Genomic DNA, 18,055 nt, shown 5'->3' on the forward strand with positions numbered 1-18,055 from the left:
TCGCGGGGCCGTCGGCGTTCCCGGGGCCGGCCCTCAGCGCCGAAGTGCGTCGAGCCAGCGGCCGACCAGCGTGCGGACGGTGCCGGCGGCCTCGACCTGGGGGTTGTGGCCGACCCCGTCGAGGACGGCGGCGGCCATCCGGGGGTAGTGGTCGAGCAGGGCGAGCTGGTCGCGCCAGCCGACCAGGGCGTCCTGCCGGGTGGTGACCAGCAGGTGGCGGCCACGGTGCCGCGCGGCCCGGTGCTCGGGCCAGTGCGGCAGCAGGAAGTCGGCTTCGAGCTCGGCGGCGGCCGCCCGGTCGTGCGCCTCCCAGCCGGGCCGGACGTACCGCTGGAACAGCTCCCAACTCGGGCCGGTGTGGCGGGCCATGACGTACCGGAACAGGTCGCGGTCGGCCGCCGGGAGCCGGGCGAGGAGGTCCTCGTCGCGTTCGACCACGGACTCCTCCGGCAGGTCGCGGTCGGCACCCCAGCGCACCACCGGCACCAGCAGCGCCGAGCCCAGCACCTGCTCGCCGAAGCGCGCGGTCACCGCCCGGGCCAGCTGGCCGCCGAAGGACTGCCCGACCACGGCGAAGGGCCGCCCGCCGACCTGGGCCTCGATCCACTCGGAGAGCACCTCGGCCAGGGCGGCCGCCGAGGTCGGGCCCGGCAGCCGGGGGCTGGCGCCGTGGCCGGGGAGGTCGACGTAGAGGCGCCGCCAGCCGGGGCGGTCGGCGAAGGCGGGTTCGAGCGGGAGCAGGACGCGGTGGTCGACGGTGTAGCCGTGGATCAGGACGATCGGGGTGCCGTCGCCGAAGGCGGTGTGGTGGATCGCAGGGGCGGTCGCGACGGTCGTGTCGGTCGCGGCGACGGCGTCGTTCAGGTCGGTCGTGTCGGTCATGACGGCAGCGTCCAACCCTGACACCCGTGGCAAGGTCAAGCCGTCGAGTTCGGGTGGTGGATCAGGAGAGGCCCTTGACCACGTCCAGGTACTCCCGGATGGCGTCCCGGTTGCGCGTCAGGCACAGGATCCGGCGGGTCATCCGGTCCGTCTCGGACTCCAGGGTGGCGAGCATCTCCGGTGTGGCGTCGGCGAAGTGGATCGTCCGCGGGGCGTCCAGGCAGGGCAGGATCTGCTTGATGATCCGGGTCGGCAGCCCCGCGTCCAGCAGCCCGCGGATCTGCAGCACCCGGTCCACGAGGTACTCGTCGTACGCGCGGTAGCCGTTCGCCTCACGGCGCGGTGTGATCAGCCCCTGCTGCTCGTAGTAGCGCAGCAGGCGCGGAGTGGTCTCCGCCCGCCGGGCGAGCTCGCCGATGCGCATGTGTGACCACCCTCACCCCTGGCCGGCGCCATCCCGGCTGGACCTTGACACGAATGTCAACGATAGACGATCGGGCCCATGCCCACTCCCGAACTCCGCACCCCCGCACAGCCGGTGACCCCCGCCCCGAGGCTGCCCTGGCCCGCACTGCTGGCCATGAGCACCGCCGGATTCGTCACGATCATGACCGAGGCCCTGCCCGCCGGAGTACTGCCCGCGATGAGCGCCGACCTCGGCGTCGGCCAGTCCGCCGCCGGGCAGTCCGTCACCCTCTACGCCGTCGGCTCCATCGCGGCCGCCATCCCGCTGACCGCCGTCACCGGCCGCCTGCCGCGCAAGCGCCTGCTGCTGGTCGCCGTCGGCGGCTTCGCCGCGGCCAACGCCGTCACCGCCGTCTCACCCGACTACCCGCTCACCATGGCCGCCCGGTTCGCGGCCGGCCTGGTCGCGGGACTGCTCTGGGCACTGCTGGCCGGGTACGCCCGGGGCATCGTCGCGCCGGAGCAGCGCGGACGGGCGATGGCCGTCGCCATGGCCGGCTCGACCGTCGCCCTGTCGGTGGGCGTACCCGCCGGCACCCTGCTCGCCGGCCTGGTGGGCTGGCGGGTCACCTTCGGGCTGATGAGCGTGATCGCCGTGGCACTGGCCGGCTGGATGCTGCTCGCGCTCCCGCCACTGCCCGGCCGCGCCGACCAGGCCCGCGTCCCCGTCCGACGGGTACTGCGGACGCCGGGCGTGGCCACCGTCCTGGCCGTCACCGCGACCTTCGTGCTCGCCCACAACGTCCTCTACACGTACGTCGCCGCCCTGCTCGCGCCGCTGGGGCTCGACGGCCGGACGGACACCGTCCTGCTCGTCATCGGACTGTCCTCGCTGGTGAGCATCCTCGGCACCGGCGCCCTCATCGACCGGTACCTGCGCCCCCTGACCATCGCCGCCTCCGTCCTCCTCGCGGCCGCGGCCCTGCTCCTCACCGCCGCCCTGCTCGGCTCGACCGGCCGGCCCGCCTACGCCGCCGCCGCACTCTGGGGCCTCGGCTTCGGCGGCGCCGCCACCCTCCTCCAGACCGCCGTCGCCGACGCGGCCGGCCCGGCCGGGGACATCGCCCAGTCGCTGCTCGTCACCTGCTGGAACCTCGGCATCGCCGTCGGCGGCCTGGCCGGCGGCCTCCTCCTCGACCACGCCGGGCCGACCGCCCTGCCCTGGTCCGCCCTCGTCCTGCTGGCCGCCGCCCTCGCCACCACCATCGGCGGGCGCCGGCACGGGTTCCCGGGGCATGGCGGCACTCGTTCGTGTGAAATCGACGCACATTCCTCGTGATCGCCGCACGCTTGGCTCTACCGTGAGTCGTATGGCAGCCAGAGTCCCCATCCGACAGCTCCAGCAGCACGCCAGCGAGTTGATCGACCGGGTCGCGGCCGGCGAACGCGTGGAGATCACCCGCAACGGGCGGCTGATCGCCGTCCTCGCGCCGCCCGACCCGGAACAGCGGGTGCTGGAGGACCTCGTTCGAGACGGCACGATCGCCCCCGAGAACGCCGCCACCGCGCGTGGCCTGGCCGACTGGACGTTGCCCGAATCCGGCGCCGGGCTCGCGTCGGCCGCCAACGCCCTGCACGCCATGCGGGAGGAGGAAGGCCATTGATCTACCTCGACTCATGCGCGATCCTCAGGCTTCTGGTACCTGCCGACGAATCCACCGCACTGCGCACGTTCCTCTCCTCGCACGGCTCCGAGGGCCACGCGACCAGCGCGCTGGCCCAGGTCGAGGTGCCGCGCGCGCTGATCCGGGTCGGCGCACCACAGGAGTTGCTGGACGCATCGGTGGACCTGCTCGACCGGCTTCTCCGCATCCGGCTCTCCGAACCCGTCCTCAGGGCCGCCTGCCAGTCCCCCACCCGACACCTCCGCACCCTCGACGCCATCCACCTCGCCACTGCCGAGCACCTCGAGCACGCGCTCACCGCCTTCGTCACCTACGACAAGCGCCTGGCCGACGCAGCCGAGGAGCGAGACCTGCCAGTGGTCGCGCCCGGACGGCCGACCGACTCCCGGTAAGCGGGCATCCGGGCGCCCTTGGCCACATCGGCGCCGGACGGTGGCACCGGCGGGCGATGACCGGCTCGCTGCCGCGCTTCCACGAAACCAGGCAGTGATACCTGTCGACGTCGTAGCCGCGGTCGGGGAACAACCGCCACGGCCGTTGGCGCGGCCGACCGGTCTTCCCGTGGATGCGCGGAATCGCGTACGGCAGCGGCAGCAGCCGGGTGACGTCGTGGCGGTGGCCGGCGGTGTGCCCCGGCCGGCGGTGACCACGTGATGCTTCAAGCGGCCGGGCGCGGCCGCTCCCTGGCCTGGTGCCGGTCCCCGCGGTCGGCGCCGGCAGGTCATGCCCGAGCCGAAGCCGGGCTCCCGCGGCAGCCGATCCCCTTGGATCCCGGTATGCGACACGAACAGGCTCCCCTGCGGACAGCCCCGGTCGCCCGGCGACCGACGGCCGGGCTTGCGAAGCCGGTGCGGCCGCACCGGTAGCAGCGGCTCGGCCCGGCCACGGCGGTCTCTGCCCCGCAGGGCTTCCGTCCCTACGCCCCCGTCGCCAGAGAGGCGACGAAGCGGTCCAGGCGGGAGGTGACCTGCCGCAGGACGTCGATCGAGCCCAGGGGGTCGTCCGGCAGCTCCAAGCCGTGGTCGGCGGCGGGTACTTCCAGGACCTCGTGTCCGGTCGATCCGGCGATCCGGCGGTCCCACAGCTTGTCGGCGCCGCCGCCGACGAGGAGGGTCGGGGCTTCGGCGCGGGCGAGGGCGCGGGCGACCGGCTCGGAGGTCAGGACGGGGGTCAGCCAGGCTGCGGCGAGGCCGCGGTCGGCGGCGACGCCGCAGGCGAAGGAGGCCAGGGACTTGCCGACGAGCAGGCGGCAGGCGCCGCGCTCGGCGTCGACGGCCTCGGCGACCTGCCGCTCGACCCAGGCGGTCCGGTCCTCCGGCTCGAACGCCCGGAAATCGTCTGGGAGTTGCCACCACAGCTCCTGGACCGTCCAGCCGTGCCGGAGGAGCACCGAGCGGGCGAAGTGGAGGAGGGGCCTGGCGGGCGTGTACCCGACACCCGGGACGACGAGCGCGACACGGTCGGGGGCTCCGTCGAAGCGGGTGGGGACGACGAGCGGGGAGGGATCCGGCATGGGCGCAGGGTACGTGGCCAGTCGCTGTGACGTGATGTCAACCCTGACCATCGTCAGGGGCATTGCTTGACTTTCGGGTCGGGTGCCAAGGGGGTCTCGGCCTCTACCGTCCGGACCATGACGTACACGGACAGGGATTCGAGGCAGACCGGCGCCACCAGGGTCATCGCCAGGCCCAGGGCCAAACCCGGAGTGAGGCCCAGGCCCGTCCTCGCCGTGGCCCTGCTCTGCGCGGGGGCCGGGGTGGTGGCGTGGCTGGCGCCGGAGCGGGGTGGCGGGGCGGGGCCGGTGTCGGCCGGGTGGTCGACCGGCGGCTACCGGCGGGTGGCGGAGGCCGTCGGCGAGGCCCCGCACGCGGTGGCCTCGCTGCTGGAGCCGGCCACCGAGGTCGGGCTGCTGGTGCTGGGTCTCCTGCTGGCGTTCTGCTGGTGGACGGCCCGGGCCCGGCGGGCCACCGGGGTGGTCGCGGGGGTGGCGCTGGTCGGGCTGGGCACGGTGCTGGCCTACGGGGCGAGCGAGGTGCTGAAGGTGGTCCTCGACGAGGAGCGGCCCTGCCGGGCGCTCACCGGGCTGCCGGGCACGGCGGTCGCCGCGTGTCCGCCGCCGGGCGACTGGTCCTTCCCCAGCAACCACGCCATCCTGGCGGTCGCGCTGGCCACGGGGCTGGTGCTGCTGCGCCCGCGCTGGGCGCTGCTGGTCATACCCGTCGGCGGCGCCACGGCCGCGCTGCGGGTGGCGGCCGGGGTGCACTACCCGCACGACGTGATCGCCGGTGCCGCGCTCGGCGGCACGGTCACGGCGGCGGTCCTCGCCCTGCGGCCGACGACCACCACTGCCGTGACGGCCCTGGCCGGGGTGCCGGTCCTCGGGCGGCTGCTGTCGGCACCGCCGATACCGTCGGCCCCGGGCTCGGGCTCCAGCTCAGGCGCGGGCTCCGGCTCCGACTCCGGCACCGCCCCGGGCGCGGCGGCCTCAGTCCCGTGGACCGCCCGCGCAGGTCGCGCCGAGGGTCAGTCCGGCCTCGTGCGCGAGGACGGCGGCGGCCGCCCGGTTGGCCACGCCCAACCGGGCCAGGATGGAGCTCACATGGGCCTTCACGGTGCCTTCCACCACCCCCAGCCGACGGGCGATCTGACCGTTGGACAGCCCGGCGGCGATCAGCGTCAGCACGTCCCGTTCCCGGGTGGTCAGGGCGGCCACCTGCTCCCGGGCGCCGGCACGCCGGTCGGCGGGGCCGCCGGCCCCGGTGGCGGCCAGGTGGGCGACCACCCGGGCGGCCACTTTGGGTGAGAGGTAGGCCGCCCCTCCGGCCACCGCGTGCACCCCGGCGAGCAGTTCCTCGGGCTCGCCGGACTTGATCAGGAAGCCGTTCGCGCCGCCGCTGAGCGCGCGCAGGATGTAGTCGTCCTCACCGAAGGTGGTCAGCATGAGTACTCCGGTAGCCAGGCCGTTCCGGCGGATCTCGGCGGCGGCCGTGATGCCGTCCGTCCCGGGCATCCGGATGTCCAGTACGGCGACGTCCGGCCGGTGGCGCCGGACCAGTTCGACGGCCTCCCGGCCGTCCCCGGTCTCGGCGACGATCTCGATGCCCGGGTCGGTGGCGAGCACCGCGCGCAGTCCCGCGCGGATCATGGGCTCGTCGTCGGCGAGCAGCACCCGGATCGGTGCGGTGGTCATCGGCGGCTCCTGTCGGTCGCTCGGTACGGAGGTGGTGGGGAAAGGGAGTTGCGGCGGGAACGCGGGACGTGGAAGGCCGGAAGACAGGGCTTCAGGAGACGAGCACGTCCCGCGAGACCAGCCGGGAGTCCTGGAAGCAGAGCCGGTAGGCATCACCGGCCCGGTCCACGAACAGCTGGGCGGTGATGGCGTAGTACGCGCACGAGACCCCTTCCCCCGGCGGCGGCGCGGGCGTCGCCGGCCCGCTCGGCGGGCGGTACGGCAGCCGGTGGCCCGGCAGCAGACGCTCGACGGAGGCCTGGTCCTGCCCCATCTGGAGGGCGGCGTAGACCTCCGGGTCCAGCACCGACAGGCTGACCACGTAGAGCGTCCATACTCGCAGCGCCACGGTCAGCAGTACGGCCGTCCCCAGCGGGACGAGCACCACGGCGGCCAGCGTACGGCCCACCCTGCGCCGCGCCCGTCGCAGCTCGCGCACCGGCGACGACGGGGCGGCGGGCGGCAGCGGGACGGGCCCGGCGGCGCGGCGCGGCAGAGTGGCCTCGACCTCGAACCCGCCGTCCGGGCGGGCCCCGTGGGCGAAGGTGCCGCCCGCGAGCCGGACCCGCTCGGCCAGCCCGACCAGGCCGCAGCCACCGGTGGGCGGCACGGCAGGCGTCGAGGCGGACCTTCCCGCGGGTGCGGCGGACGTGCCGACGAACGCTCCGGTGAACGTTCCGGTGGGCGTTGCGCCGCGCGGGGTTGACGCGGGTGCCGAGCCCGTCGCCCGGGCGACGGTGAGCGCGGACGCAGGTACGGGCATGGGCGCGGGCGCAGGCGCGGACGCAGATGCAGGCATGGGCGCGGGCACAGGCCCGGGGCCGTTGGCCACCCGGAGGCAGGCGCCGTCGGCCGAGTACGCCACCTCCACGGTGACGGCCGCTCGCGGTGCGTGCTTGGCGGCGTTGGTCAGCGCCTCCTGCACCACCCGGTACGCGGCGTGCTCGGTGGCGCGCGGGAGCCCGTCCGGCTCACCGGTGATCTCCGAGCGGACGTCCAGGCCGGCGGCGGCCGCCTCGGCGACCAGGTGCGGGATGTCCGAGTCGGCCGGTCCGTGGGCCGCGCGGGCGGCGGCGCCGCTCTCGTCCCCGTCGCGCAGGATGCCGATCACCTCGCCGAGCCGGTCGACGGCGGCGGCCGCGCCCGCCCGGATCTCCTGGACGGCCTCCCGGTGGGGCGGGGCCAGGTCGGGGGCGAGCTTGAGGGCCCCCGCGCGCAGGGCGATCAGGCTGAGGTCGTGGCCGAGGGCGTCGTGCATATCCTGGGCGATCCGGGCCCGTTCGCGCAGTCGGGCCTGCTCGGCGACGAGTTGCTGCTCGCGCTCCAGCCGCTCGGCCCGCTCCCACCCGGCGCGCACGAGTTCCTGCGACTGCCGCCAGAACCGGCCCAGCAGCCAGGGGCCCATCCCGGTGCTCACGGCGAGCGCGACGAACCGCAGCCCCAGGACGATCCAGGAGGGCACCGCCCCGACCACCAGTACCCCGGCCGCGACCAGCACGGCGAACACCACCGCCGCCGGCCGCACCCGTTCCATCCGCAGCCCGGCCAGGAAGGAGAACCCGATCGCCGGCAGCGCCCACCAGAGGCTCGTGACACCGAGCCCGATACACACCGACGCCACCACGGGCAGCGCCGCCCCACTCATCCGCATGCCCACGACCCTACGAGGGCCGCCGCCGCACCGGATCTGTCGAAAGTCATGCCCGAGGCGCTCCGCCCGGCGCCCCGAGCCCCATTCCCCGGCCCCGAAAAATAGTAGCCATGGACATAGTAGCTATGTACTGTATTCGCCGTGAGTTCAACAGCTGAGGGCGCCACCGCAGGATTCCTGGTCTGGCGCCTGTCGATGAAGTGGCGGGTGGCGGTCGACCGGGCGGTCGCGCCGCTGGGTCTGACGCACGCCCAGTACGCGGTGCTGGCCTCCCTGTACGGCATGTCGCGCTCCGGGCTGCGCCCCAGCCAGCGCCGCCTCGCCGACCACACGGGTCTCGAAGCGCTCTACGTCTCCAAGCTCGCCCGCGCCCTGGAGGCCGCCGGGCTGGTGGCCCGCACCCGGGACCCGGACGACCCGCGCGCCATGCAGCTGTCGCTCACCGAGCAGGGCGGCGACGTCACCCGCCGCGCGATCACGGTGGTCCAGGGCCTCCTGGACCAGCTGCTGGCGCCACTCGGTGGCCAGGACAGCCCCCGCGCCCGGGAGTTCACCCGCGAACTGGCCGCCCTGCTCGACGCACCTCTGGATCCGCCGCACGCCGAGACCGTCGAGAACGCCGAGGAGCCGTCATGACCACCGCCGCCGCGCCCGACACCGCCACCAACACCGCCGCCACGGCCAACGCCGCACCGGCGACGGCCCCCGCCGCCCCCACGGCCCCCACGGCCCCCACCGCCGTCAACGGCCGGGTCATCGCTCTGGCCCACTACGCGGCGCGCGCCCTCCTGGAGGGCGTGCTGGACCGCCACGGAGCGACCTTCCACCAGAGCGTGACGCTCCGGGTCGTCACGGTCGCGGGCGGCTCCATCGCCCGGGACGCGCTCGTCCGCGACGTCACCGGGTCGCTGAAGGCCGAGGAGTCGGTCGTCCACGGCGTGATCGGGGAACTGACCTCCGCCGGGCTGCTCTCGCAGGACCCGGCGGAGGCGTCCCGGCTGCACCTCACGGCGGCCGGCCGCGAACTGTACGAGCGCACCACCACCGAGGCCGCCGGGATCACCGCCCGCCTGTACGCCGGCATCCCGGCCGAGGACCTCGCCGTCGCGGGCCGCGTCCTGGCGCTGGTCACGGAGCGCGCGAACGCCGAACAGGCCCGCCCCTGACGCCCCGTACGGTCGCCGGAACAGTCGGCCGTCGCGACGGTCTGCCGTCCCGACCACCCGACTGTTCCGGCTGTTCCGACGACTCGGGTGCGACCGCCCTACGCCCGTGAGATAAAGGTTGGACGCATTCGAACGGGGGGAAGGTGACGGCATGGTCTTCGTCACGGTGTTCCTGGTCGCGCTCGTCGGCGCCATCGTCGGTGCCACGGCCTTCCTGGTACTCCGGGAACGCGCGCGGCGGCACCAGTCCGACAACGCCGAGGGAATGCTGATCGAACAGCACCGGACGGCTCACGCCACGCGCATGCGGGCGACGTACTCCAGCGTGTCCGTCCACCACGGGAACGGTGTGATCGGCGACGAGGGGAACCACCACCGCTCCTGACCGCTCACGGCCCGGCTACCAGCTCAGCGGCACAGGGCGGCTATCACCTCAGCGGCACAGGGCGGCGTCGACGACGCCTTCGAGGTGCCGGGTGACGGCGTAGTCGGCCGGGATGGTGGTCATCGCGATGTTCACGGCACGGCCGTCGTCGGTGGCGCCGCCCCGGGTCTCGTAGCCCGGGATGTCGCCGCCGTGCCCCCAGTAGACCCCGCCGCAGGTGAGCGTCCGGCTGAAGATGCCCAGTCCGGCGGCCATGCCGTCCCCGACCGGGACGGTGGTGCGCATCTGGGCGAGTTGGGCCGCGGGCAGCAGGCGGTCCGGGACCAGCAGTTCGGTGAAGAAGCGGTTGAGGTCCGAGTTGGTGGAGATCATCTGCCCGGCCGCCCAGGCCGCCGACGGGTCCAGCTCCGTGAAGTCGGCCAGCGGCGCGTCGGCGGACTCCCTGCGGTAGCCCTTGGGGTGGGTCTCCCGGATCGTCCGGTCGCCCACGGCCGGGAAGTAGGTGTGCCGCAGCCCGATGCGCCGGATGATCCGCCGGTCGATCTCCTCGGCGATCGGCCGTCCGGTCACCCGCTGGACGATCAGGCCGGCCAGCACGTAGTTGGTGCTGCTGTAGCCGAACTTCTCCCCGGGCGCGAAGGCGGGCTTCTGCCCGAGGGCCATGTCCAGCAGCTCCCGGGGCTCGAAGTACCGGGTCCGCAGGGCGGTTTCCTCCAGCAGCCCCTCGTAGTCGGGCAGTCCGCTGGTGTGCTGGAGCAGCTGCCGGACGGTGATGCCGTGCCCGTCGATGCCCTCGCCGCGGACCAGGCCGGGGAGGTACGTGTCGACGGAGGCGTCGAGGTCGACCTTCCCCTCCCCCGCCAGCTGGAGCACGACGACGGCGGTGAAGGTCTTGGTGTTGCTGCCGATCCGCACCTGCCCGTCGACGGGGACCTTGGCGCCGGTGGCCAGGTCCCCCACCCCCGCGGTGTAGTCGCGGGTCCGGCCCCGCCCGTCCCGGACGGTCGCGAGCGCGGCGGGTATCCCGTCCGTCCGCACCAGCGCGTTCAGTCCCTGCTGCACGGCGTCCGAAGAAGCCGCGGCCGGCGCGGCCGCCGGTGCCGCCATGGCGGACGGTGCCGCCGCCCCGACGGCCGCGACGGCCCCAGCGGTCGAGAGCGTGAGGGCGAGTGCCATGTGGCGGATGCGCGAACGACGCACGGGTCAACTCCTGTGGAATCGTGGGGGGTAGGAAACCCCCGGTCACGATCGCCAGTCTGTCCGCGCGACGGCCGGCCGACCTCCCCCGATCGAGGGAGCACCTTTCCCTCCCGACTCCCCTCCGACGACTCCCCTCCGACGCCCCTCCGACATCAGGGCCGAGCGGGCCCGCGCAGCGGCAGCGTCCGGCTGTAGACGACGCTCGTCGTGGTGCTGCCGAAGCCGGCCAGCTCGTCCACCAGGGTCTCCAGGTGCTCCATGGAGGTCGCCGCCACTTTGAGGGTGTAGCAGTCGTCGCCGGTGGTCCGCAGGCACTCCAGGACCTCCCGCCGCTCGGCGAGCAGTCGCCGCAGCGGCTCGTGCCGGTTGCCCGGGTACTTCAGCCGGACGACGGCGAGTACCGGGTAGCCGACCTTCGCCAGGTCCACCGTCGCGTGGTAGCCGGTGATGACGCCCAGCGACTCCAGGTTCCGCACCCGTTCCGTGGTCGCCGACGGGCTGAGGGACACCCGCCGCCCCAGCTCGCTGAGCGAGACGCGGGCCTCCTGTTGCAGCTGCTCGATGATCGCCCAGTCGGTGTCGTCAAGATTCACGGCCATGGCGCGAATCTACCGGGAAATCCCCGGCGATCCGCAGGTGACAGAGGGAGGATGCCGTTCCGTCCGCCATGATCACGGGGATAGCCTCGATCCATGCAACTTGGCGTCAACGTACCGAACTTCGGCCCCGGGACCGACCCCGGCGTGCTGCGCGAGTGGGCCCGGACCGCGGAGGGCCTCGGCTTCGACCTCCTCATGGTGTCGGACCACGTCGCGGTGACCCCGGACGTGGCCGAGCGGTACCCGGAGCCGTTCTACGAGCCGTTCACCACGCTGTCCTGGCTCGCCGGGACCGCCCCCGGCCTGCGGCTGGGCACGACCGTCCTCGTCCTGCCCTACCGGCACCCGCTGCTGGTGGCGCGGACGGCGAGCACCCTCGACCGGCTCAGCGGCGGCCGGTTCGTCCTGGGCGTGGGGATCGGCTGGGCGCGCCGGGAGTTCGAGGCCCTCGGCGTGCCGTTCGGCGCCCGCGGCAGACTGACCGACGAGTACCTGGCCACGCTGCGGGACACCTGGGCGGGCGAACCGGGCCACCGGCCGGTACCGGTGTGGGTCGGCGGCCACAGCGAGGCGGCGCTGCGCCGGGCGGTCCGGTTCGGCGACGCCTGGCACCCGCTGCGGCTCCCCGTCGCCCGGATGCGGTCGGTCCTGGCCGAGCACCCGGTGCCGGGGTTCGCCCCCCGCATCGCCCTGCGGCTGACCACCGCGCCGGTCGACGACCCCGAACGACCCGCCGGCGTCGGCACCCTCGACCATGTCCTCGACGACCTGTGCCAGTTGCGCGACCTCGGGGCCGAGACCGTCGTGTTCGACCCCTACCACGGCGATCCGGAGGACACCCGTCGTCCGCAGCAGGCCTGGCGGGCCCTCACCACCGTCGCCACCCACTGGAGGACCGCGTGATCACCGAAGCCGACGAGGCCCTGCTGCGCCGCGCCATCGCCATCGCCGCCCACGCGGTCGCCCTCGGCGACGCCCCGTACGGCTCGCTGCTGGCCGGCCCGGACGGCGAGGTCCTCGCCGAGGCCCACAACACCGTCCGGCGCGACGACGACATCACGGCCCACCCCGAACTGAAGCTCGCCCGCTGGGCCGCCCGCGAACTCACCCCGGACACCGCCGCGCGCACCACGATGTACACCAGCTGCCAGCCCTGCGGCATGTGCGAAGGGGGCATCCTCCGCTCCGGCATCGGCCGGGTCGTGTACGCGCTCGCCACGGAGCAACTCGTCGAGCTCAACCCCGACTCGGGCGCCTGGCCGGCGGTGCCGACGGACGGCCCCGCCCTGCCCGAGGAGGCCCGGGCCCCGGTCGCGGCCTACTACCGGCGCACCTGACCACCGGCCCCGCGCCGGATCCGCTCGTCCGCCCGCACTCCGGCGAGGAATGTCAGTGGCACCGGGGACACTCGGTGGCCCGCGCCGTCGAGCAGGAGAGCCCGCACATGCCGATCCACATCGCCGGCCGTCGCCGTACGGCGGCCGCACTGACCGCCGCGTTCCCCGGCGCGGAGATCATCGACGTCACCTCCAGGGCGCCGGACCCGTGGGTGCGGCTGAGCCCGTTCTACCCGCACGGCGGCATCCCGGTCCCCTACGGCGACGGCGCGACCAGCCAGTCCGTGGAGGGGATCTGGCAGGCCCTCAAGGTCTTCCGGGACGCCGATGTCGACCCCGCGAAGCTGCACGTCACCTCGATGAAGGGCCTCAAGCGGACGGTGCGCCGCTTCGGCCCCGTCCAGGGCCACCGGACCGGCCTGCACGGCGACCGGCTCCTGTCCTACGAGACGGCCCGCCGCCGGATCTACCTGCCGACCTACCGATGGGTCCTCGAACACCGCGCCGCCGACCTGGTCGAGCGGCTCCGGGAGAAGGACGAGGTCGTGCTCCTGGACTACACCACCAACGGCGACGTCGCCGACCCCAGCAGCCCGCTCTCCCACGCCGCGCTCGTCCGGCTGTACGCGGAGGGCCGCTGGCCCGCCGAGGACGGCACGGACCCGCACGCCGAGCAACCCCGGGGTGGGCGGTGGGGCACCGAAGCCGTGCCGCCGGAGGGTGGGCTGATGATCATTCACTGAGTAGGGTGAATCACCGGACCGTGGGCAGCCGTTCGCACGCCGCCCTCGCGCGTCCGCAGGTGACCGCCGGCGCCTGCCACGCACGAAGCAGTCCCCGCGGCCGGCCAGTGCGGCGCAGGGGACCGGAAAGTGAGCAGTAGACAGATGCAACCCACCTTCGTCCTGGTCCACGGGGCTTTCGCGAACTCCTTCTCCTTCGCGCCGCTCCAGGCCGAACTCGGCCTCCTCGGACACCGTTCCGTCGCCGTCGACCTCCCCGGCCACGGCTTCGCCGCGACGTACCCCCGGGCCTACCAGGCGCCGCAGGACCTCGAAGGGCTCGCCACCGCGCCCGGCGCCATCAAGGGCGTCACACTCGCCGACAACGTCGCGCACCTCATCGGGATACTGGAGCGGGCCAAGCGGAACGGGCCCGTCGTCCTCGTCTCCCACAGCCGCGGCGGCCTGACGGCCACCGCCGCGGCCAACCAGCGGCCCGACCTGGTCGACCGCATCGTCTACGTCTCCGCCTGGTGCCCCGTCGACCTCGACATCAACGCCTACTACGCCGAGCCCGAGATGGCCACGGCCGACGCCGCGGGGCTGATGGCGGCGCTGGTCGGGAACCCGGCCGAACTCGGCCTGCTGCGCATCAACTTCCGCACCGCCGACCCCGGCGTCCTCGCCTCCTTCAAGGCGTCCTTCCTCGCCGACGGCACGGACGACGAGTTCATGCTCTTCCTCAACACCTTCCAGCCCGACGAGAACCTCGACACCGGCACCCCCGACGACCGGGCCCGGCCCGACACCTGGGGGCGGATCCCCAGGTCGTACGTCCGGCTGGCCGAGGACGCCGGCATCCCGCTCGCCATGCAGGACCGCATGATCCGCGAGGGCGACGCGCTGACCCCGGAGAACCCCTTCGACGTCCACACGCTCCCCGGCAGCCACCTGAAGTGGCTGGTCGACCCGGCGCCGGCGGCCCGGCTCCTGGAGGACATCGCCGCGCTGCTGCCCGCCGCGTCCTGACCGGAGCCGGAGGCCGTCCGCCGCGTCGATCCCGGCGTGGGCGGACGGCCTCGCGGCCCCGACCCGCTCCGGCCCCACCCCGAGGAGGACGATGAACCCCGACGGCCCGCGGAACATCCTGGAGGTCGGCTCCCCCACCTCCGCCGCCCACCCGCCGTACGACGGGGTCCGCGCCACCGACCCGGTCCGCCTGATCCCCTACGGCTGGGTACGGCAGACCAGGCCCGGCGGCACCGTCTCTGCCGTCCTCGGCACCTGGCAGGAGGGCGCCGGCCGGGTCGAGCTCACCGTGCTCCCCGACGGCACCGCCGAGGGCCGGATCACCGGCCGGGCCGCCGTCCCGCGCCCGTCCCGCCCGCCGTTCCTGCCCGGCTGGTCCGGCGCCGACGACACCGGGCGTCCGACCGACACCTCCCCCACCCTCCTCAACGACCCAACGCCCGCCTTCCTCGTCCAACTCGCCTTCCCCGAGGCGTGGTTCTGGGTCACCACGGGCGAGGACCTGGAGTCGGTCTACTGCCTCTCCGTCCCCGGCGCCTCCGCCCAGATCCAGGACGACACCTACGGCTGGACGGTCCACCAGGGCGGCCGGCCCGCCCTCTGGGACGAGATCGAGCAGCTCCTCGCCGCCTGGCAGGAGGCCGGGCGCCCCGACCTCACCGCCGTCCGGCTCCGCGTCACGGCGGACACCCAGACGGCGTGGGTACCCGGACACCCCGCCCTGCGGTGGGAAAAGCGGTTGGTCTGACCGCGCCACCGGGCTGACAATCGCCGGATGACCGACGACCAGAGTGAGTTCCACCGGCGCCGCGCGGCCCGCATGACCTGCGAGCGCTTCCTCTCCACCGACCGCGTCCTCAGCATCCGCGAACGCCTCGCCCAACTCTCCGCCCTGGACGATCTGGACGTCCTCCCCGACTTCTACGGCAGCGACGGGCCGGTGCGGCAGCTGGAGGAGCGGACCGCCGCACTGCTCGGAAAAGAGGACGCGGTCTTCTTCCCCACCGGGACGATGGCCCAGCAGGTCGCCCTCCGCCACCACGCCGAACGCACCGGCAACCCGGCCGTGGCGCTGCACCCGCTCAGCCACATCGAGCGGCACGAGCGGCACGCCCACACCCAGCTCACCGGCCTGCGCGGCCTCTGGCCCACCACCGAACGGCGCCAGCCGACCCCCGGGGAACTCCACGCGGTCGGCGAGCCCTTCGGCACCCTCGTCGTCGAACTCCCGCTGCGCGACCCCGGCTACCTCCTCCCCACCTGGGACGAGCTGACCGCCCTCGTCGCCGCGGCCCGCGAGACCGGCGCCCGGGTGCACTTCGACGGCGCCCGGCTCTGGAACACCACGGTCCACTTCGACAAGCGGCTCGACGAGATCGCCGCCCTCGCCGACAGCGTCTACGTGTCCTACTACAAGGACCTCGGCGGCATCAGCGGCGCCGCCCTCGCCGGCGACAAGGCCCTCACCGCCTACGCCCGCACCTGGCGCCACCGCTACGGCGGCCAGCTCTCCCAGCAGTGGCCGGCCGCCCTCGCCGCCCTCCACGGCCTGGACACCGCCCTCCCCCGCATCCCCGCCCACATCCACCACGCCGCCACCGCCCTCACCCCGGCCCTGGCCGCCCTCCCCGGCGCTCGCCTGTACCCCGAGGTGCCGCCCACCCACGAGTACCAACTCTGGCTCCCCCACCCGGCCGAGGCCCTCAACGCCGCCCACCTGGCACTGGCCGAGGAGGAGGGCATCTGGTTCGTCTCCCACTGGGAGGACGCCGCCCCCGGCCTCGCCGTGGCCGAAGTCAGCCTCGGCGAACCGGCCCTGGGATGGACGGCGGACGAGGTGACGGAGGTCGGCCTGCGCTTCCTGGACATGGCCGCCAAGGCCTGACCGGGGAAGTCTCGCCGGGTCACCACCCCGAGGGTGATTCACCGCGAAACGGTTCGCGGCACCCACCCCTTCATGTCAGACTGACGATATGAGCGAGATGCACGTGGGGGACCTGTCCACCGTCCGCAGCCGCGAGGAGTTGGCCGTGGCGATGGCCGACGGGGTGCGGCCGAAGTGGGTGATGTTCTGGGGGCACACCGAGCGCAAGGGCGGCGGGACCCGGCAGGAGTGCCTGAGCCAGTGGTGGCCCGGCGAGTTCACCGTCGACGGGGTCGCGTACGCCTCCGCCGAGCACTGGATGATGGCCGGCAAGGCCCGGATGTTCGGTGACGAGGAGATCGTGCGGCAGGTGCTGGCGGCCCGCACGCCCGCCGAGGCGAAGAAGCTGGGGCGGCTGGTCAAGGACTTCGACGAGAAGGCCTGGGTGGACGGCCGGTTCGAGCTGGTGGTGGCGGGCAACGTCGCGAAGTTCGGGCAGGACGAGGCGCTGCGCAGCTACCTGCTGGGCACGGGTGACCGGGTGCTGGTCGAGGCCAGCCCGGTGGACCGGATCTGGGGCATCGGGCTCGCCGCCGACGACATCCGGGCCCAACAGCCCGCCGAGTGGCGCGGGTTGAACCTGCTCGGCTTCGCCCTGATGGAGGCGCGGGCGCGACTGGCCGCATGAGCGGGATCGCTCCGCTGCTGGACGGGACGGTCGTGGCCTCGGCCGCCGCCGCCCTGTTCCTGGCGCCGCGGGTGCTGCGGCGGGAGGCCGGGCCCGCGCGGCGCGGGCGCTCGTACGGGCCGGAGCCGGTGCTGGCGGCCGTCGTCGCGCTGATCTACCTCAACCAGGTGCTCGTCGCGGTCTACGTGAACCGCGTCCACCACGGCGACGTCTCCTTCATCACCCGCTACCTCCAGCCCGGCTGGTTCGACGTGCCCCGCCTCGACGCCCTCGCCGCCCGCTTCCCTGCCCCGGAGCTCCTCGCCCCGTCCGCCCTGCGGGTCCAGGCGTTCCTCGAACTGCCGCTGGTACTGCTGGCGTTCGTCGCCGTCGTCCGCCGGCTGGACCGCGCGCTGTACGTCCGGCTGGCCCGCTCGCCGCTGGTCCCGCTGGCCGCCGCCTCGTACACGGTGGCGTTCTGCGCGGTGGAGTGGGACCTGCGGAACCCGTACACCGTGGACGACCTCGTCCTGCGTACGCTCGCGGCCTGCCTCACCCCTCCCCTGATCGCCTGGCTGGCCCGACGCGAAGCCGGAGCCGAACCCGGAGCCGGAGCCGAGCCCGGCGCCGAGGCCACACCCGCACCCGCGCCCACCCGCAACCTGTTCCGCTTCGCCCTCGACCTGTGGGCGTACGGCCAGCTGATGCTGGTGCTGTACGACACCGCGCTGCTCTACAACCTCGCCCGGCTCGGCGACCATCTCCCGTCCGCCGCGGCCGCGTTGGCGGTGCTCGTCGCCACCCGCACCGTCCCACCCCGAGGCCCGCACCCGCGCCCGCAACCCGGCCCGTACACCACCACCCTCGCGGGGACGATCGGTCGGGCGCTCGCGCTGTTCCTCGTCCCCGCCCTGTCGATCCGCTACGCGGAGTCCTTCGGCACTCCCGAACTCGCCGCCCTGGCAGGGCTCCTGGTGATCGGCGCGGCGGCCCGCCGGGACGCGCCGCGGCTCCTGCTGCCCGCCCTGGCGGGCGCGGTGGTCGGATACGCCGTCGCGGCCCTCGCGCCCGGCCCGTACTACGAGGCGACCCTCCTGCGGAGCGCGACCGGCGCACTTCTCGCAACGACCGCCCTCTGCGCGCTCCTTGACACCACTCGGGCACGACTGGTCGTGCGCTCGTAACTCCCCAGCCACATACTGTCGCCAAGATGTCACGCAGTCAGGGTCCGGAT

The 18,055-nt window shown here is 74.1% G+C and carries 22 protein-coding genes and 1 pseudogene; 15 read left to right on the plus strand and 8 right to left on the minus strand.

All coding sequences use genetic code 11. The annotated features are described in order from the left end of the window. Positions 1-33 precede the first annotated feature (33 nt). Positions 34-882: an alpha/beta fold hydrolase gene (locus ACFVXH_RS24000; protein WP_387827022.1), complete on the minus strand. Its 849-nt coding sequence runs from the start codon at positions 880-882 to the stop codon at positions 34-36. 61 nt (positions 883-943) lie between these two features. Further along, positions 944-1,306, minus strand: coding sequence for a MerR family transcriptional regulator (locus tag ACFVXH_RS24005; protein ID WP_074000745.1), 363 nt, complete (start codon positions 1,304-1,306; stop codon positions 944-946). Positions 1,307-1,384: 78 nt separating this feature from the next. Here ACFVXH_RS24005 and ACFVXH_RS24010 point away from each other — a divergent pair, with 78 nt between their 5' ends. Genes ACFVXH_RS24010 through ACFVXH_RS24020 form a run of 3 tightly spaced genes read left to right on the plus strand, consistent with a single transcriptional unit; the run spans position 1,385 to position 3,364 of the window. Beyond that, positions 1,385-2,626, plus strand: a complete 1,242-nt coding sequence (locus tag ACFVXH_RS24010) for an MFS transporter (protein WP_387827025.1) — start codon at positions 1,385-1,387, stop codon at positions 2,624-2,626. Between the two features lie 31 nt (positions 2,627-2,657). Beyond that, positions 2,658-2,951 carry a type II toxin-antitoxin system Phd/YefM family antitoxin gene (locus tag ACFVXH_RS24015; protein ID WP_387827028.1) on the plus strand — a complete coding sequence of 98 codons (294 nt, stop codon included), beginning with the start codon at positions 2,658-2,660 and terminating at the stop codon, positions 2,949-2,951. Then, positions 2,948-3,364: a type II toxin-antitoxin system VapC family toxin gene (locus ACFVXH_RS24020; protein ID WP_387827031.1), complete on the plus strand. Its 417-nt coding sequence runs from the start codon at positions 2,948-2,950 to the stop codon at positions 3,362-3,364. The genes ACFVXH_RS24015 and ACFVXH_RS24020 overlap by 4 nt, the downstream gene beginning before the upstream one ends. Before the next feature lie 524 nt (positions 3,365-3,888). Here ACFVXH_RS24020 and ACFVXH_RS24025 read toward each other — a convergent pair. Further along, positions 3,889-4,485: an alpha/beta hydrolase gene (locus ACFVXH_RS24025; RefSeq protein ID WP_387827034.1), complete on the minus strand. Its 597-nt coding sequence runs from the start codon at positions 4,483-4,485 to the stop codon at positions 3,889-3,891. A 314-nt stretch (positions 4,486-4,799) separates the two neighbouring features. Then, a complete protein-coding gene (locus ACFVXH_RS24030) occupies positions 4,800-4,979 on the minus strand; it encodes a hypothetical protein (RefSeq protein ID WP_380740177.1) in 180 nt (59 codons plus the stop codon). Between the two features lie 34 nt (positions 4,980-5,013). Here ACFVXH_RS24030 and ACFVXH_RS24035 point away from each other — a divergent pair. After that, positions 5,014-5,250, plus strand: a pseudogene (locus ACFVXH_RS24035) (phosphatase PAP2 family protein); the annotation flags it as partial. A gap of 207 nt (positions 5,251-5,457) precedes the next feature. Here the strand turns inward: ACFVXH_RS24035 and ACFVXH_RS24040 are convergent. Together ACFVXH_RS24040 and ACFVXH_RS24045 are read right to left on the minus strand one after the other, a co-directional pair. Continuing rightward, positions 5,458-6,162: a response regulator transcription factor gene (locus ACFVXH_RS24040; RefSeq protein WP_074000739.1), complete on the minus strand. Its 705-nt coding sequence runs from the start codon at positions 6,160-6,162 to the stop codon at positions 5,458-5,460. Between the two features lie 91 nt (positions 6,163-6,253). Next, positions 6,254-7,852 carry a sensor histidine kinase gene (locus tag ACFVXH_RS24045; RefSeq protein WP_387827037.1) on the minus strand — a complete coding sequence of 533 codons (1,599 nt, stop codon included), beginning with the start codon at positions 7,850-7,852 and terminating at the stop codon, positions 6,254-6,256. Between the two features lie 141 nt (positions 7,853-7,993). Here ACFVXH_RS24045 and ACFVXH_RS24050 point away from each other — a divergent pair, with 141 nt between their 5' ends. The 3 genes from ACFVXH_RS24050 (at position 7,994) to ACFVXH_RS24060 (ending at position 9,403) form a co-directional block, all read left to right on the plus strand. Next, positions 7,994-8,488: a MarR family winged helix-turn-helix transcriptional regulator gene (locus ACFVXH_RS24050; protein WP_074000738.1), complete on the plus strand. Its 495-nt coding sequence runs from the start codon at positions 7,994-7,996 to the stop codon at positions 8,486-8,488. Then, positions 8,485-9,018, plus strand: coding sequence for a MarR family transcriptional regulator (locus ACFVXH_RS24055; protein WP_387827040.1), 534 nt, complete (start codon positions 8,485-8,487; stop codon positions 9,016-9,018). Before ACFVXH_RS24050 ends, ACFVXH_RS24055 begins: the two co-directional genes overlap by 4 nt. Before the next feature lie 151 nt (positions 9,019-9,169). Continuing rightward, positions 9,170-9,403: a hypothetical protein gene (locus tag ACFVXH_RS24060; protein WP_049656043.1), complete on the plus strand. Its 234-nt coding sequence runs from the start codon at positions 9,170-9,172 to the stop codon at positions 9,401-9,403. Positions 9,404-9,451: 48 nt separating this feature from the next. Here ACFVXH_RS24060 and ACFVXH_RS24065 read toward each other — a convergent pair whose 3' ends face one another. After that, on the minus strand, positions 9,452-10,579 hold the full coding sequence (locus tag ACFVXH_RS24065; protein WP_387827239.1) for a serine hydrolase domain-containing protein: 1,128 nt from the start codon (positions 10,577-10,579) through the stop codon (positions 9,452-9,454). 176 nt (positions 10,580-10,755) lie between these two features. After that, positions 10,756-11,202 (minus strand): Lrp/AsnC family transcriptional regulator, encoded by a 447-nt coding sequence (locus ACFVXH_RS24070; RefSeq protein ID WP_387827043.1) that lies wholly within the window; start codon positions 11,200-11,202, stop codon positions 10,756-10,758. Between the two features lie 93 nt (positions 11,203-11,295). Between ACFVXH_RS24070 and ACFVXH_RS24075 the strand changes: the two genes are divergently transcribed. From ACFVXH_RS24075 to ACFVXH_RS24110, 8 genes are all read left to right on the plus strand, one after another. Beyond that, a complete protein-coding gene (locus tag ACFVXH_RS24075) occupies positions 11,296-12,105 on the plus strand; it encodes an LLM class flavin-dependent oxidoreductase (protein WP_387827046.1) in 810 nt (269 codons plus the stop codon). After that, positions 12,102-12,539, plus strand: coding sequence for a nucleoside deaminase (locus ACFVXH_RS24080; protein WP_387827049.1), 438 nt, complete (start codon positions 12,102-12,104; stop codon positions 12,537-12,539). Before ACFVXH_RS24075 ends, ACFVXH_RS24080 begins: the two co-directional genes overlap by 4 nt. Positions 12,540-12,646: 107 nt before the next feature. Next, positions 12,647-13,282: a DUF6939 family protein gene (locus ACFVXH_RS24085; protein WP_387827052.1), complete on the plus strand. Its 636-nt coding sequence runs from the start codon at positions 12,647-12,649 to the stop codon at positions 13,280-13,282. A gap of 144 nt (positions 13,283-13,426) precedes the next feature. Then, entirely contained in the window at positions 13,427-14,290 is an 864-nt protein-coding gene (locus ACFVXH_RS24090) for an alpha/beta fold hydrolase (protein WP_387827242.1), read from the plus strand. A gap of 91 nt (positions 14,291-14,381) precedes the next feature. Beyond that, positions 14,382-15,038 (plus strand): hypothetical protein, encoded by a 657-nt coding sequence (locus tag ACFVXH_RS24095; RefSeq protein ID WP_387827055.1) that lies wholly within the window; start codon positions 14,382-14,384, stop codon positions 15,036-15,038. Positions 15,039-15,065: 27 nt separating this feature from the next. After that, complete coding sequence (locus ACFVXH_RS24100; protein ID WP_387827058.1) at positions 15,066-16,175, plus strand: threonine aldolase family protein; 1,110 nt, start codon at positions 15,066-15,068, stop codon at positions 16,173-16,175. Positions 16,176-16,263: 88 nt separating this feature from the next. Further along, entirely contained in the window at positions 16,264-16,842 is a 579-nt protein-coding gene (locus tag ACFVXH_RS24105) for an NADAR family protein (protein WP_079271723.1), read from the plus strand. Continuing rightward, positions 16,839-18,005: a hypothetical protein gene (locus tag ACFVXH_RS24110; RefSeq protein ID WP_387827061.1), complete on the plus strand. Its 1,167-nt coding sequence runs from the start codon at positions 16,839-16,841 to the stop codon at positions 18,003-18,005. The genes ACFVXH_RS24105 and ACFVXH_RS24110 overlap by 4 nt, the downstream gene beginning before the upstream one ends. Positions 18,006-18,055 lie beyond the last annotated feature (50 nt).

The sequence above is a fragment of the Kitasatospora sp. NPDC058184 genome (genome assembly GCF_042883725.1).
Taxonomy (GTDB): domain Bacteria; phylum Actinomycetota; class Actinomycetes; order Streptomycetales; family Streptomycetaceae; genus Kitasatospora.